This is a genomic window from Bradyrhizobium sp. 61 (assembly GCF_023073075.1).
Classification (GTDB): domain Bacteria; phylum Pseudomonadota; class Alphaproteobacteria; order Rhizobiales; family Xanthobacteraceae; genus Bradyrhizobium; species Bradyrhizobium barranii.
On sequence record NZ_JADPIU010000084.1, the window covers coordinates 252,949 to 268,590 of the forward strand.

11 protein-coding genes and 1 pseudogene are annotated in these 15,642 nt (G+C 65.4%); 10 read left to right on the forward strand and 2 right to left on the reverse strand.

Annotation, left to right across the window (positions count from 1 at the left end; all coding sequences use genetic code 11):
- Positions 1-86 precede the first annotated feature (86 nt).
- The 4 genes from IVB46_RS34690 to IVB46_RS34705 are packed head-to-tail and all read left to right on the forward strand — an operon-like array spanning position 87 to position 3,364.
- Positions 87-965 carry a branched-chain amino acid ABC transporter permease gene (locus tag IVB46_RS34690; protein ID WP_063984700.1) on the forward strand — a complete coding sequence of 293 codons (879 nt, stop codon included), beginning with the start codon at positions 87-89 and terminating at the stop codon, positions 963-965.
- Positions 965-1,948, forward strand: coding sequence for a branched-chain amino acid ABC transporter permease (locus tag IVB46_RS34695; RefSeq protein ID WP_063984699.1), 984 nt, complete (start codon positions 965-967; stop codon positions 1,946-1,948). The genes IVB46_RS34690 and IVB46_RS34695 overlap by 1 nt, the downstream gene beginning before the upstream one ends.
- Complete coding sequence (locus tag IVB46_RS34700) at positions 1,945-2,676, forward strand: ABC transporter ATP-binding protein (protein ID WP_028146884.1); 732 nt, start codon at positions 1,945-1,947, stop codon at positions 2,674-2,676. Before IVB46_RS34695 ends, IVB46_RS34700 begins: the two co-directional genes overlap by 4 nt.
- Positions 2,660-3,364 (forward strand): ABC transporter ATP-binding protein, encoded by a 705-nt coding sequence (locus tag IVB46_RS34705; protein WP_085403940.1) that lies wholly within the window; start codon positions 2,660-2,662, stop codon positions 3,362-3,364. Before IVB46_RS34700 ends, IVB46_RS34705 begins: the two co-directional genes overlap by 17 nt.
- A 236-nt stretch (positions 3,365-3,600) precedes the next feature.
- Here the strand turns inward: IVB46_RS34705 and IVB46_RS34710 are convergent.
- Positions 3,601-4,272 (reverse strand): annotated as a pseudogene (locus tag IVB46_RS34710) (aldolase); the annotation flags it as partial.
- Positions 4,273-4,377: 105 nt separating this feature from the next.
- Between IVB46_RS34710 and ltnD the strand changes: the two are divergent.
- From ltnD to IVB46_RS34740, 6 genes are all read left to right on the forward strand, one after another.
- The gene (gene ltnD, locus IVB46_RS34715) at positions 4,378-5,295 is read left to right on the forward strand and encodes an L-threonate dehydrogenase (RefSeq protein ID WP_247308128.1); all 918 of its coding nucleotides are present in this window, start codon (positions 4,378-4,380) and stop codon (positions 5,293-5,295) included.
- A gap of 16 nt (positions 5,296-5,311) precedes the next feature.
- The gene (gene otnI / locus IVB46_RS34720; protein WP_247308130.1) at positions 5,312-6,094 is read left to right on the forward strand and encodes a 2-oxo-tetronate isomerase; all 783 of its coding nucleotides are present in this window, start codon (positions 5,312-5,314) and stop codon (positions 6,092-6,094) included.
- A complete protein-coding gene (gene otnK, locus IVB46_RS34725) occupies positions 6,091-7,368 on the forward strand; it encodes a 3-oxo-tetronate kinase (protein WP_247308133.1) in 1,278 nt (425 codons plus the stop codon). Before otnI ends, otnK begins: the two co-directional genes overlap by 4 nt.
- Before the next feature lie 170 nt (positions 7,369-7,538).
- The gene (locus IVB46_RS34730) at positions 7,539-9,230 is read left to right on the forward strand and encodes a methyl-accepting chemotaxis protein (RefSeq protein WP_247344565.1); all 1,692 of its coding nucleotides are present in this window, start codon (positions 7,539-7,541) and stop codon (positions 9,228-9,230) included.
- Positions 9,231-9,475: 245 nt separating this feature from the next.
- On the forward strand, positions 9,476-12,655 hold the full coding sequence (locus tag IVB46_RS34735) for an efflux RND transporter permease subunit (RefSeq protein ID WP_247308140.1): 3,180 nt from the start codon (positions 9,476-9,478) through the stop codon (positions 12,653-12,655).
- A complete protein-coding gene (locus tag IVB46_RS34740; protein ID WP_247308143.1) occupies positions 12,642-13,847 on the forward strand; it encodes an efflux RND transporter periplasmic adaptor subunit in 1,206 nt (401 codons plus the stop codon). The genes IVB46_RS34735 and IVB46_RS34740 overlap by 14 nt, the downstream gene beginning before the upstream one ends.
- 106 nt (positions 13,848-13,953) lie before the next feature.
- Here the strand turns inward: IVB46_RS34740 and IVB46_RS34745 are convergent, their stop codons facing one another.
- Positions 13,954-15,465, reverse strand: a complete 1,512-nt coding sequence (locus tag IVB46_RS34745; protein ID WP_247308146.1) for an acetyl-CoA acetyltransferase — start codon at positions 15,463-15,465, stop codon at positions 13,954-13,956.
- Positions 15,466-15,642 lie beyond the last annotated feature (177 nt).

Below are 15,642 nucleotides of genomic sequence, written 5' to 3' on the forward strand. Positions count from 1 at the left end.
TCTCGAAGGACGAGGGCTGGGCCATCCTTCGAGACGCGCGCTGGTGCGCGCTCCTCAGGATGAGGATCTATTTCGGGGGACGACTTTTGACAGCTCAAGCCATTATCCAGAGTCTCGCGAGCGGCCTTCTGATGGGCCTGCTCTACGGACTGATCGCGGTCGGCCTCGCGCTGATTTTCGGCCTGATGGACGTCACGAACTTCGCCCATGGCGAATTCCTGATGCTCGCGATGTACCTGTCCTTCTTTCTGTTCGCGTTCTTCGCGATCGATCCCCTGCTGTCGGCCCCATTGGTCGCCGCGGCGATGTTCGTGTTCGGAGCGGTGGTCTATCTACTCCTTGTACGCTTCGCCATGCGGGCCAAGGCCAATGCCGGCATGGTGCAGATCTTCACGACTTTCGGCCTTGCGATCGTGATGCGCGGCCTCGCGCAGTACTTCTTCACGCCGGACTATCGCAGCATTCCACAGTCCTGGCTCGGCGGTAAAACCATCTCGGTCGCCGGCATCTTCCTGCCCGAGCCGCAGCTCATCGGTGCGCTGGTCTCGATCGCGGCCTTCGCCGGGCTCTACCTCTTCATCCACCGCACCGACTTCGGCCGCGCGCTGGAAGCCACCCGCGAGGATCCCGGCGCCGTCGCGCTCGTCGGCATCGACAAGAACCGCGTGTTCGCGTTCGGCTGGGGCCTCGGCGCCGCGCTGGTCGGTCTCGCCGGTGCGATCATGGCGGTGTTCTTCTACATCTATCCCGATGTCGGCGCGTCGTTCGCGCTGATCGCCTACGTGACCGTCGCGCTCGGCGGCTTCGGCAGCGTGTTCGGCGCCTTCGCCGGCGGCATCATTGTCGGCCTGGTCGAAGCGGTGACCGCGCTGGTGTTGCCGCCATCGCTGAAGTCCGTCGGCATCTATGCCGTCTATCTCCTCGTCGTCTTCATCCGGCCGCGCGGCCTGTTCGGGTCGATGTGATGGACAAGGCTTTTGCAGCGCGGCGCCGCCGCGACCTCATCATCGCCGCAGTGCTGGCCGGGCTCGCAGCGCTGGCTCCGCTGTTGATCAAGGATGTTTACGTCCAGAACATCCTGATCCTGACCCTGATGTATGCGGCGCTGTCGCAGAGCTGGAACATCCTGTCCGGCTATTGCGGGCAGATCTCGCTGGGGCACGCGCTCTATTTCGGCATCGGCGCCTACACCACCGAGCTGCTGTTCACCAAGTTCGGCGTGCTGCCCTGGTTCGGCATGCTCGCCGGCGGCGTGATTGCGGCGATCATCGCAATGGGGCTCGGCTATCCCTTCTTCCGCCTGCGCGGCCATTACTTCGTGATCGCGACCATCGTCATCGCCGAAATCGGACTGCTCTTGTTCCAGAACTGGGAATGGGCGGGGGCTGCGATGGGAATCACCGTTCCCGTGCGCGGCGACAGCTGGCTGAAATTCCAGTTCATGCGCAGCAAGCTGCCGTACTTCTATTTCGCGCTGGTGCTGTGCAGCCTCGCCTGGTTCGTCACCTGGTGGCTGGAGGACTCCAAATGGGGCTTTTGGTGGCGCGCGGTGAAGGACAATCCGGAAGCGGCCGAGAGCCTCGGCGTCGTCGTGTTCAACTCCAAGATGGGCGCGGCCGCGGTCTCCGCCTTCCTCGTCGCCATCGGCGGTGCCTTCTATGCGCAGTTTCTCGCCTATATCGACCCCGAAAGCGTGATGGGCTTCCAGTTCTCGCTGCTGATGGCGCTGCCGGCCGTGCTCGGCGGCATCGGCACCCTCTGGGGCCCGGTGCTAGGGGCGGCCATCCTGATCCCGATGACGGAGCTGACGCGCTCCTATATCGGCGGCTCCGGCCGTGGCGTTGACCTCATTGTCTATGGCGCACTCATCGTCGCGATCTCGCTGGCCCTGCCGCGCGGTCTGGTGAGCCTGTTCTCCCGTTCGAAGGCAAGAGGAGCCACGCGATGACTGCGCTCCTTGAAACCCGCGGCGTCTGGCAGCGGTTTGGCGGCCTGGTCGCCAACAGCGATGTCTCGATCTCGGTCGGCCGCGGAGAGATCGTCGGTCTGATCGGGCCGAACGGTGCCGGCAAGTCGACGCTGTTCAATCTCATCGCCGGCGTCCTGCCGCCGACGCAAGGGTCGATCTGGTTCGACGGCGAGGATGTCACCAACATGCCGGCGGCCGAGCGCTGCCAGCGTGGCGTCGGGCGCACCTTCCAGGTGGTCAAGAGCTTTGAGACCATGACTGTTATCGACAACGTCATCGTCGGTGCTCTCGTCCGCAACACCGTGATGCGTGAGGCACGCCGCAAGGCGCATGAGGTGCTCGAATTCACCGGCCTTGCCGCGCGCGCCGACGTGCTCGCGAGCGACCTCGTGCCGGCCGAGAAACGCCGCCTCGAAGTCGCCCGTGCGCTTGCGACCGAACCAAAGCTGCTGCTGCTGGACGAGGTCCTGACCGGCCTGACGCCGACCGAGGCGCAGACCGGCGTCGCGCTGGTGCGCAAGGTGCGCGATGCCGGCATCACCGTGTTGATGGTCGAGCATGTCATGGAGATCGTGATGCCACTGGTCGACCGCGCCATCGTGCTCGACCTCGGCAAGGTGCTGGTCGAGGGTAAGCCTTCCGACGTCGTCCGCGATCCCAAGGTGATCAGCGCATATCTGGGAGATCGTCATGCTGTCGGTGCATGAAGTCACGACCGCCTATCAGGGTCTGGTCGCGATCTCGGCGGTCTCGATCGAGGTCCAGAAGGGCGAGATCGTCTGCGTCGCTGGCGCCAACGGCGCGGGCAAGTCGACGCTGCTCAAATCCATCGCCGGCGCCGAGCGTCCGCGCTCGGGCACGGTGACGTTCGACGGCAAGCGTCTCGACGGCATGGCGCAGCATCACATCACCGCCACCGGCATCGCCTATGTGCCGGAGAACCGCCGCCTGTTCCCGCGCCTGTCGGTGCGCGACAATCTGCGCCTCGGCAGTTATCTGTACCGCGGCGACGCCGACCGCGAGGGGCCGCTCAATCTCGTGTTCACGCTGTTCCCGCGTCTCCAGGAACGTTTGGAGCAGCGCGCCGAGACGCTGTCCGGCGGTGAGCAGCAGATGCTCGCGATCGGCCGCGCGTTGATGACGCGCCCGCGGCTGCTGATGCTGGACGAGCCCTCGCAAGGCATCATGCCGAAGCTGGTCGACGAAATCTTCCAGGCGGTGCTGCGCATCCGCGACGCCGGCATGACCGTGCTGATCGTCGAGCAGCGCATGGCCGAGTGCCTGGAGATCGCTGACCGCGCCTACATCCTGCAAACCGGCCGTGTGCTGATGCAGGGCCCTGCAGCGGAGATCAGGGGGAACCCGGACGTACGGAAGGCGTATCTGGGGCTTTAGCGACTGTTGCTATCCGCATCTCGCTTAGCCTCTGATGCGGCCATCAATATACGTTCTACGATTGCCTCGAACTCGTCTTTGCCGATGGGGTCCGTCTCGGCCATCTCGTCGTATGGTTTGATGGTCTTTGGCCACCAATTGTGATGTCGCCCAGCCTTATCAAGGACACGGGCCGCTGCCTCGACCTCCGCGTTAGTCGGTCGTGCTGCTGCGGTCGCCGCGTGCGGAGCGTGCGAATGCTCGTGCCCATGCTCCGGCAGCGCCACCCCGAACACCTTCACCAGATCCTTCACCTGCTCCGGCGACAAATACCGCGGGTTCATCCCGCGCAGCAACAGGTACAGCTTCGCCGTCTCCTCCAGCTCCTCCGTCGCGAACACCGCGGCCTCCAGCGTGTCGCCGGCGACCACCGGGCCGTGATTGGCGAGCAGCACGGATGAATATTTGCCCGCCAGTCCCTTGATCGCATCCGCAACCGCGGGATCGCCGGGGCGGTAATAGGGCACAAGCGCGGTGGCGCCGCATTTCATCAGATAATAGGCCGTCATCGGTGGCAGCGCGGCGCGCGGGTCGATCTCGGGCAGCATCGAGAGCGCGACCGAATGGGTGGAGTGCAGATGCACGATCGCCCGCGCGCTTTCGCGCGTGTCGTAGAGCGCGGTGTGCAGCGGAACTTCCTTGGTCGGCGCATCGCCCGAGAGGAGGCGCCCCCGTGCGTCCAGCCGCGACAGTCGCGCCGGGTCGAGGAAGCCGAGCGAGGCGTTGGTGGGGGTGACGAGCCAACCCCCGTCGTGCATCTTGACGCTGATATTGCCGGAAGAGCCCGGTGTCAGGCCGCGCTCGAACAAGGACCGTCCGAAGCGGCAGACATCCTCACGCAGCCGGGTCTCGTTGCTCATAGCCGTCATGCCCGCTTGTCTCACGCTTTGGCAGCGCGGCCAAGCCGTGTTATTCGGATCAGTGAGCCGCCGCAAAGGGCGGCCGTCCTGGAAACGTTCGCAAGGGTCAGTTGCATGTCCGCCTCCACGTCACAAAATCAGCGTATCGCGGTCATCGGGCTCGGCTCGATGGGGTTCGGCATGGCGACCTCGCTGAAGCGCGCTGGTCATGTTGTGACCGGCTGCGACGTCTCGGCTGACGCGGTGGCGCGTTTCGTGAAGGACGGCGGCGCAGGCGCCAGCACGCCGGCGGAAGCGGCCAAGGGCGCCGACATCGTCGTCAGCGTCGTCGTCAATGCCGCGCAGACCGAGACCATCCTGTTCGGCAAGGATGGCGTCGCCGAGACCCTGCCGAAGGACAGCGTCTTCCTGTCCTCCGCAACCATGGACCCGGATATGGCCCGTCGCCTCGCAAAGCAGTTGGAGGCGACCGGCCGTCACTATCTGGATGCGCCGATCTCCGGCGGCGCGCAGCGCGCGGCCCAAGGCGAACTGACGATCCTTGCCTCCGGCAGTCCCGCTGCCTTTGCAAAGGCACGGCCGGCGCTCGATGCCATGGCGGCAAAACTGTACGAGCTCGGCGATGCCGCAGGGCAGGGCGCCGCCTTCAAGATGATCAACCAGTTGCTCGCCGGTGTGCATATCGCCGCCGCCAGCGAAGCGATGGCGTTCGCCGCCAAGCAGGGCCTCGACATCCGCAAGGTCTATGAGGTGATCACGGCCTCCGCCGGCAATTCCTGGATGTTCGAGAACCGCATGCCGCACGTGCTCGACGGCGATTACACGCCGCGCAGCGCGGTCGAGATCTTCGTCAAGGACCTCGGCATCATCCAGGACATGGCGCGCAGCGCCCGCTTCCCGGTGCCGGTCTCGGCCGCCGCTCTCCAGATGTTCCTGATGACGTCAGCTGCCGGCATGGGCCGCGATGACGACGCCTCGGTGGCGCGCATGTACGCGCAGGTCACCGGCGTCAAACTTCCCGGCGACAAGTAAAGCCAAGAGGATTCCAATGCCCCGTTTCGCCGCCAACCTCTCGATGATGTTCACCGAGGTGCCGTTCCTCGACCGTTTCGACGCCGCCGCGCAAGCGGGCTTCACTGCAGTCGAATTCCTCTTTCCCTACGAGCATCCGGCTGAAGTGGTCGGCGAGCGGCTCAAGCGCAACGGTTTGACGCAGGCGCTGTTCAACCTGCCGCCGGGCGATTGGAATGCCGGCGAGAAGGGTTTTGCGGCGCTGCCGGCGCGATTCTCCGATCTTAAGGCGAGCCTGGAGACCGCGTTGCCTTACGCCAAGGCGACCGGCGTCAAGCGGCTGCACTTGATGGCCGGCATTGCCAACCGCGGCGAGCGCGTCGCGATCGAGGCGTTCTACAAATCGGTGGCGTGGGCTGCGGAGTTCTTCGCTCCGCACGGCATCGATATCGTGCTCGAGCCGATCAATGCGCGCAATGTGCCCGGCTACTTCCTCAACGATTTCGGCTTCGCGCGCGACCTGATCCAGGAACTGAGACTGGCGAACCTGAAGCTCCAGTTCGACATCTATCACTGCCAGATCATCCATGGCGACGTCACCATCCGCCTGCGTGAGATGATGCCGATCATCGGGCACATCCAGATCGCCAGCGTCCCCTCGCGCAACGAGCCCGACGGCGAGGAGCTGAACTATCCTTTCCTGTTCACTGAACTCGACCGGCTCGGCTATACCGGCTTCGTCGGTTGCGAATACAATCCGCGCGGCAAGACCACCGATGGCCTCGCCTGGTTCAAGCCTTATGCGGGAGTGAAGCCGTGACGCTCGCACTGGGTTGCATCGCCGACGACTATACCGGCGCCTCCGATCTCGCCAACACGCTGACGCGCGCGGGCCTGCGTACCGTGCAGACTATCGGCGTGCCCGCGGACGATCTCACGCTGCCCGAGGTCGACGCCGTCGTGGTGTCGCTGAAGAGCCGCTCGATCGAGGCGGGCCTTGCCGTGTCGCGCTCGCGCGCGGCGGAGAAATGGCTGCGTGGCCGCGGGGCGCGCCATGTGCTGTTCAAGATCTGCTCGACCTTCGATTCCACCGATGCGGGCAATATCGGCCCGGTGATGGACGCGCTGCGCGCCGATAGCGGCGAGGCCGTCGTGCTGGTGACGCCGGCCTTCCCGGAGACCGGTCGCACGGTCTACCAGGGCAATCTGTTCGTCGGCGCCGTGCCGCTGAACGAGAGCCCGCTCAAGGACCATCCGCTCAACCCGATGCGCGATTCCAACCTGGTGCGCGTGCTGGCACGCCAGAGCAAGACGCAGGTGGGTCTCGTCGACCTCGCGACCGTCACCCGCGGCGCGGAGGCCGTGCGGGCTCGGCTGGCCGAACTGTCAGGCAAGGGCATCGGTGCCGCGATCATCGATGCCGTGTTCGACCGCGATCTCGAGACCATCGGCCTCGTCGCTGCCCAGCATCGGCTATCGGTCGGCGCCTCCGGCATCGGCCTCGGACTGGCGCGGGCTCTGGTCTCGACGGGCAAGGTCAAGTCGGCCGCTGGCAGCGGCGGGGCGGACGCCGCCGTCGGCGGACCGGCGGCCTGCCTCGCCGGAAGCTGCTCGCAGGCGACGCTTCAGCAGATCGCCAATGCCGAACGCGTCATGGCGGTGCTCCATCTCGATCAGGACCGTATTCTTACGGGAGCGGACGAAGTGCAGCGCGCGATCGCCTGGGCCAAGCCGCGACTTGCCGACGGTCCGGTCCTGATCGCGTCGAGCGCGACACCGGATCAGGTCGCCGCCTTGCAGGCGCGCCACGGCCGCGATGCAGCCGGTCACGCCATCGAGCAGGCGATGGCCGACATTGCGGAAAACCTAGTCAAATCAGGCGTCCGGCGGCTGGTCGTGGCTGGCGGCGAGACCTCCGGCGCCGTCGTCGATCGCCTCGGGATTCCCGGCTTCCTGGTCGGCGCTGAGATCGCCGCGGGCGTCCCGGTGTTGCGCGCCGTCGGCGCTGAAGCAGGCGATATGCTGCTTGCGCTGAAGTCCGGAAATTTCGGCGGGCCGGAATTCTTCGCGGACGCGCTTGGGCTCATGCGCTGAGCGCAGGGCGTTCTTAGCTGCCTGTTCATTTCTTTCAGGCTCCGTACTCGAACGGAGTCGTAGTTAACATCTGCTCAGTCGCTCTGTGGTCTGATGTCGGCGTCGCTCCTTTTGGTTGATTGTTAAGACCTCCCGGACGCGCGCCCGCGCCAGCACAACGAGACCCGATTATGTTCGCCACCATTTCCATTCGCGCCAAGATCATCAGTGTCGTGGCGTTCCTGCTGGTCGCGATGACCGGCATGGGCCTGCTCGCCGTCACGAAGATGCGGTCGATGAACGCCAACACCACCGACATCACCACGAGCTGGCTGCCCAGTGTCCGGGTGCTCGGCGAACTCCGCGCCAGCGTCATCACCTACCGCAACGTGGTCCGCCAGCACATGCTGTCCGAGACCCTCGAGGAGAAGCTCGCCAACGAAAAGACGGCCGGCACCGTCATCGAGGCGCTCGCCAAGTCCCGCAAGGCCTACGAGCCGAAGATCACTTCGCCCGAGGAACGCCGGCTGTACAACGAATGGGCCAAGCTCTGGGACGATTACAAGAAGGGCACCGAAGACGTCATGGCGCTGTCGCGCAAGGAGGCCGGCAAGGTCCCGCATGACGCCCAGGAGCTGAACACCAAGACGGTCAACAAGATCGGCCTTGCGTCGGATGAGGTCCTGATGAAGGACATCGATCTCAACACCAAGGGCGGCGACCAGGCTGCCCAGGATGCCGCCGACAGCTATTTCTATGCCTTCATGCTGGTCTCGATCATCCTCGGCGCCGCCGTGATCATCGGCATCGGCGTCAGCTTCTACGTGGTCCAGGACGTCTCCGCCGGCATCAACTCGATCATCCAGCCGATGCAGGCGCTCGGCAAGGGCGACCTCTCCGCCGAAGTCCCGCATCGCGGCGAGAAGACCGAGATCGGCGCCATGGCCGATGTGCTCCAGATCTTCAAGGAAGCCTTGATCGCCAAGAAAGCCGCCGACGAGGCCGCCGCCGCCGATGCCGAAGCCAAGATCGAGCGCGGCCGCCGCGTCGACGGCATCACCCGCGATTTCGAAACGATGATCGGCGAGATCGTCCAGACCGTGTCGTCGGCCTCGACGCAGCTCGAAGCCTCCGCCTCGACGCTGACCTCGACCGCCGACCGCTCACAGCGGATGGCGACCACGGTCGCCGCGGCCTCGGAGGAAGCCTCGACCAACGTGCAGTCGGTAGCCTCGGCCACCGAGGAGATGGCCTCGTCGGTCGGCGAGATCAGCCGTCAGGTGCAGGAATCAGCGCGGATGGCGGGCGACGCCGTCGGCCAGGCCCGTGCCACCACCGAGCGCGTCAGCGAGCTGTCCAAGGCGGCCTCCCGCATCGGCGACGTCGTCGAGCTGATCAACACCATCGCCGGCCAGACCAACCTCTTGGCGCTGAATGCCACCATCGAGGCGGCGCGTGCCGGTGAAGCCGGCCGCGGCTTTGCGGTGGTCGCCTCCGAGGTGAAGGCGCTCGCCGAGCAAACCGCCAAGGCGACCGGCGAGATCGGCCAGCAGATCTCCGGCATCCAGGCGGCGACCAACGACTCGGTCGGCGCCATCAAGGAGATCTCCTCGACCATCGAGCGTCTCTCCGAAATCTCCTCGGCAATTGCGGCTGCGGTGGAAGAGCAGGGCGCAGCGACCCAGGAGATCGCCCGCAACGTGCAGCAGGCGGCGCAGGGCACCCAGCAGGTCTCCTCCAACATCACCGACGTGCAGCGCGGCGCGACCGAGACCGGCACGGCCTCCTCGCAGGTGCTGTCGGCAGCGCAGATGCTGTCCAACGACTCGAGCCGCCTCAAGACCGAGGTCAGCAAGTTCCTGACCAACGTCCGCGCGGCCTAAGCCGGGAAACGATCGCAGTTCTGAAAGCGGCGCCTGCGGGCGCCGCTTTTTTACGTGGGGGTGAGCCGCTTCCGTAATCTTCCGGCCGCAGGCTGCATATCTGGAATGCGATTTCGCAGTGCGATAGCAGGGAAGTGACCGGACGGGGCGGCGCTGTCGTTGGCCATTTCCACGGTGTTCGGGTAAATCAGCCCTAGGAACCCGTGGGGCGTGTTCCCTGTCCCCGATTTGGAATTACCTGACCGATGATTGCTCTGGTCCGTATTGCCCTGAGCCGACCCTACACGTTTGTCGTGCTCGCGCTTCTGCTCCTGATCATCGGGCCGCTCGCGGCCCTGCGGACGCCGACCGACATCTTCCCGGACATCCGCATCCCCGTGATCGGCGTGGTCTGGCAGTACACCGGCCTGCCGCCGGACCAGATGTCCGGCCGCATCACCACGCCGTTCCAGCGCGCGCTGACGACGACCGTCAACGACATCGAGCACATTACCGCCAACTCCTATAACGGCTTTGGCATCATCAAGATCTTCTTCCAGCCGAACGTCGACATCCGCACCGCCAACGCGCAGGTCACCGCGATCTCGCAGACGCTGCTGAAGCAGATGCCTCCGGGCGCGACGCCGCCCCTGATCCTGAACTACTCCGCGTCGACCGTTCCGATCATCCAGGTGGCTTTGTCGGGCGATGGCCTGACCGAGCAGAACCTCGCCGATATCGGCATTAATAATCTGCGCACCCCGCTGGTCACCGTGCCCGGCGCGGCGATCCCGTATCCGTTCGGCGGCAAGCAGCGCCAAATCCAGATCGACCTCGATCCGACCGCGCTCCAGGCCCGTGGCCTGTCGGGCCAGGACGTCGCCAACGCGCTCGCAGCCCAGAACCTGATCACGCCGGTCGGCACCCAGAAGATCGGCCAGTTCGAATACAACATCCAGCTCAACAACTCGCCGCTGAAGATCGACGAGCTCGGCAATCTGCCGATCAGGACCGTCAACGGCGCGATGGTCTATGTGCGCGACGTCGCGACCGTGCGTGACGGCAATCCGCCGCAGACCAACATCGTCCATGTCGACGGCAATCGCTCGGTGCTGATGATGGTGCTGAAGGCGGGCGCGACCTCGACGCTCGATATCATCGCCGGCATCAAGCAGAAGGTGATCGACGTCAAGGACCAGCTGCCGGACGCGCTGAAGATCGGCTTCATCGGCGACCAGTCGGTGTTCGTCCGCGGCGCGATTCAAGGCGTCGCGTTCGAAGGCGTGATCGCGGCGTTGCTGACCAGCGTCATGATACTGCTGTTCCTCGGCAGCTGGCGCTCCACGGTCATCATCGCGGTCTCGATCCCGCTCTCGGTGCTCGGCGCCATCATCATGCTGTCGGCGATCGGTGAGACGCTCAACATCATGACGCTCGGCGGCCTTGCGCTCGCGGTCGGCATCCTCGTCGACGACGCCACCGTGACCATCGAGAACATCAACTACCATCTGGAGCAGGGCAAGCCGGTCGAGCAGTCGATCCTCGACGGCGCCAACCAGATCGTGACACCGGCCTTCGTCTCGTTGCTGTGTATCTGCATCGTGTTCGTGCCGATGTTCTTCCTCACCGGCGTCGCGCGCTTCCTGTTCGTGCCGATGGCCGAAGCCGTGATGTTCGCGATGATCTGGTCGTTCCTCCTGTCGCGCACGCTGGTGCCGACCATGGCGAACTATTTGCTGCAGGCGCACGTCCATCACGAGGGCGGCCCGCCGAAGTCGCGCAATCCGCTGGTTTGGTTCCAGCGCGGCTTCGAGAAGCGGTTCGAGCGCATCCGCGGCGGCTACCATAATCTGCTGGGACTGGCGCTGGTGCACCGCGCGGTGTTCGTGATCGGCTTCCTCTGCGTGGTCGGCGCGTCCTTCGCGCTGGTGCCGTTCCTCGGGCGCAACTTCTTCCCGGCGGTCGATGCCGGCAATATCCTGATGCATGTCCGCACCCAGGTCGGCACCCGCGTGGAGGAGACGGCCAACCAGCTCGCCGACGTCCAGAAGGCGATCCGCAAGCTGATCCCCGGCGAAATCGAGACGCTGACCGACAACATCGGCATGCCGATCTCCGGCATCAACATGACCTACAACAACACGGGCGTGATCGGCCCGCAGGACGGCGACATCCAGATCAAGCTGAAAGAGGGCCACAAGCCGACGGAAGAGCACGTGCGCGTGCTGCGCGAGCAGCTGCCGCGCCTGTTCCCCGGCGTCAGCTTCGCGTTCCTCCCCGCCGACATCGTCAGCCAGATCCTGAACTTCGGCGCGCCGGCGCCGATCGACCTGCAGATCCGCGGCGCCAACATCAACGCCAACTTTGCCTACGCCAACAACCTGCTGGCGAAGGTTCGCAAGATTCCCGGCGTTGCCGATGCGCGTATCCAGCAGTCGCCGAACAATCCCACCTTCAACATCGACGTCGACCGCACCCGCGCGCAATATGTCGGCCTGACCGAGCGCGACGTCACCAACAGCCTCGTGGTCAATCTCGCCGGCTCCTCGCAGGTCGCGCCGACCTACTATCTCAATCCGGAGAACGGCGTTTCCTACTCCATCGTGATGCAGACGCCGCAATACCAGATCGACTCGCTCAGCGCGCTGCAGACGCTGCCGATCACGGCAACGGGCGCCTCGCAGTCGCCGATCCTCGGCGGCATCGCCGACATCAAGCGCGCGACCTCGAGTGCGGTAGTGTCGCAATACGACATCCAGAACCTCGTCCAGATCTTTGCCACGACCTCGGGCCGCGATCTCGGTGCGGTCGCCGCCGACATCCGTCAGGTGATCGCCGACACCGCCAAGGACGTGCCGAAGGGCTCCTCCGTGGTGCTGCTCGGCCAGGTGCAGACGATGAACAGCGCCTTCACCGGCCTTCTGTTCGGCCTGCTCGGTGCCGTCGTGCTGATCTACTTCCTGATCGTCGTGAACTTCCAGTCCTGGTCCGACCCGTTCGTGATCATCACCGCGCTGCCGGCCGCGCTTGCCGGTATCGTCTGGATGCTGTTCGCGACCGAGACGACGCTGTCGGTGCCGGCGCTGACCGGCGCGATCATGTGCATGGGCGTTGCCACCGCCAACAGCGTGCTCGTGATCTCCTTCGCCCGTGAGCGCTACGAGGAACTCGGTGACCCCATCGCCGCTGCACTCGAGGCCGGCTTCGTCCGGTTCCGCCCGGTGCTGATGACCGCGCTCGCCATGATCATCGGCATGGCGCCGATGGCCCTGGGGCTCGGGGAGGGCGGCGAGCAGAATGCGCCGCTTGGCCGCGCCGTGATCGGCGGCCTGATCTTTGCAACTTTCGCCACGCTGATGTTTGTTCCCGTGGTGTTCAGTATGGTACACAAGAAACAAGGCGCCAAAGCCGCCGCCCCATTGGAGACTCCGCATGTCGCCCACTGAACCCCGCTCCCCGGTGTCGCACCGGAAACTGGGCATCTTCGGCGTGGTGGCGCTGATTGCGGCAGGCCTCGTCGTGGGTACCGGCATTCGTGCCCGCGAGGAGCAGGGCTCCAAGCTGAAGGAATGGACCGACGATCAGGCCGTTCCCAGCGTTGCGGTGACCCTGCCGAACGCAAAATCCCTCAACGGCACCATCGACCTGCCGGGTCGGCTCGAAGCCTATTACCGCGCGCCTATCTTCGCACGCGTCTCCGGCTATCTGAAGAGCTGGAGCGTCGACATGGGCGCGCGCGTCAAGGCGGGGCAGGTGATCGCCGAGATCGAGGCGCCCGACCTCGACCAGCAACTGCTTCAGGCCCGCGCCGACCTCGCCAGCCAGCAGGCCAGCGCAAGGCTGTCGGAAGCAACGCTGAACCGGCGCAAGACGCTGGTCGCCTCCAACTTCGTCTCCGCGCAGGAGATCGACGAGCGCACCGCCGATCTCTCCAACAAGAACGCGGCCGTCCACTCAGGCCAGGCAAATGTCGAACGGCTTGAAGCACTGGCCGGCTACAAGAAGATCACGGTGCCGTTCGATGGCGTGGTCACGGCGCGCGATACCGACGTCGGCGCGTTGATCAATGCCGGCGGCGGCTCCGGCCCGGCGATGTTTGTGGTCTCCGACATCACCAAGCTGCGCGTTTACGTCAATGTTCCCCAGAACTACGTGCCTGCGATCAAGATCGGCGCCAAGGCCACCATGGTCATGCCGGAATACCCGAACCGGACATTCCAGGCGACGGTCGAGGCGTCTTCGCAGGCCGTCGACGTCGCCTCAGGAACCACCCGCATGCAGCTTCGGCTCGACAATTCCAACGGCGAGTTGATGCCCGGCGGCTATGCCAGCGTGAAGCTCAACCTTCAGCGCGACACCGCGCCGCTGAGCATTCCCGCCAGCGCCCTGATCTTCAACGGCAGCGGTCTGCGTGTTGCGACCGTCGGTCCCGACGACAAGGTGCAGTTCAAGACCGTGACCATCGCGCGCGATCTCGGCAAGGAGATTGAACTCGCCTCGGGCATCGCACCCGACGACCGCGTCATCGCCGCCCCGCCGGATGGCATTTCCGACGGCGACCAGGTTCGCGTCGTCGGCGGCGCCGGTGCCAAGGGCAAGCCGGCGACGGCGTCGGAGAAGCAGGCGCCGAAGGGCTAGGTTGATCTCGTAGGGTGGGCAAAGCGAAGCGTGCCCACCATCTTCATGTGATTGGAAGAAGAATGGTGGGCACGGCGCAAGAGCGCCTTTGCCCACCCTACGTAAGCTACGCCACCCGCCACTCCGGCACGTCATCTGCGGCCATCGCGATCTCGCCGAGCGAGCCTACCGGCGTGCGATCCATGTTGAGCAGATGCGCCAGCGTCGCCGCGTCGCTCGCCGGAATGCGCGCGAGTGTGCGCCGCTCGTCCGCCGTCCGCAGCATCACCACGCCGTGTTCGACCTCGCCGCCGCGGCCATAGAGCACCGTAAAACTCTCGACCTTGCCCTTGCCTGAGGCCTCCGTGACGAACTCGGGCACCGCGCGCTTGTTGCGGTCGGCCTCTGCTTGCACGCTTGTCTCCTGCGCCAGCGCCTCACGTGGCGTCTTCGACACCACCAATGCGTGGTGCTTGGTGACGAAGCCGCCCTGGCCGTAGAGCAGCCCGAGCTTGGCACCATCGCGCACACGCCGCACCATCGCGCAGGCCGCGTGCGTCATGTAGGTGTTGAGCGGCGCGCCGAAGAAGGTGAGGCCACCGGTCACGGTCGGCTGCACGTCGGCCCCGAGGCCAAGCGTCCGCCGCGCCATCTTGGGCACGCAGGGGAAGCAGCTATAGAGCTCGATCGCGTCGAATTTTTTTCCGTCGCCGCCGGCGAGATCCATCGCCGCTTTCAGCACCGCATTCTGCGGATGGCTTTCATGGAACTGATCGCGCAGGAGGTAATCGCGCGGCTCTTCGGCCGAGGCGCCGCCAAGCGGGTAGACCAGCTTGTCCTCCGCGATGCCGGCCGCGCGCGCCTTGGCGAGGCTGGTGAGCAGCAGCGCGCCGCCCATGTTGACGCTGGGGTTGGCGACCATGAGCTTGTTGTAGGGCCAGGCGATCAGCCGGTTGTCGGCCGTCGGCGTTGTGATCTCGTCCGGCGCATGGCGCCGCTTCAGCCAGGCGTTGGGATTTTCGGCGGCGGCCTCGGAGTAGCGCGACCACAGCGTGCCGGACTCTGCCATGGCTTCGCGCGGCGTCTGGCCCCAATGGGCGGAGGAGGCGGACTCATAGAATGGATAGACGGTGACGGGACGGAACACGCCGAGCTTCACCGCCAGCGGCTTCTGGAATGCCGCTCCACGCTTGGGCTCCTCGACGTCATGGGCGAACGGCGTCCAGGGCAGCTTGACCCCGGCGCGCTCCGCCTTGGTCGCGGTCGACTGCGCCTCCGCGCCGCAGACTGCCGCCACCGTGCATTCGCCGCGCGCGATGCGCTTTGCCGCCTCGTGAAGGTAGCGGATCGGGCTCTCGCCGCCGACCGGGCCGTAATAGCAATGCGCAGGCGCAATGCCGAGCCGCTGCGCCAAAAGCTTCTCCGGATCGCGATAGCGCCAGCTCAGGAAGTTGACGACGTCGAGCGACTGCACCTCGCCAAGCAGCTTTGCGCCGGCGTCCTGTTCGGCCCGCCGTAGCGCCTGTTCGAGCAGATCCAGCGGCTCGAGGCCGTCGGTGATCTCCTTGGGTCGGTCGACGATCTCGCCGATGCCGACGATGACGGGGATGAGGTCTTCCGGGATAGAGGTCTTGGTCATTTCTTCTTGGTTCACTTTCTGGGTCTTCGGCACGCCGTCGCCCTTCGAGGGCCGCTGAAGAAGCGGCCACCTCAGGGTGACGGCTACGGATGAAGCGTCATCCTGAGGTGCGAGCCGAGCGACGCTTGCGGCGCTTGGCGAGCCTCGAAGGATGAGCCACGGACTCTATTCCGGCCA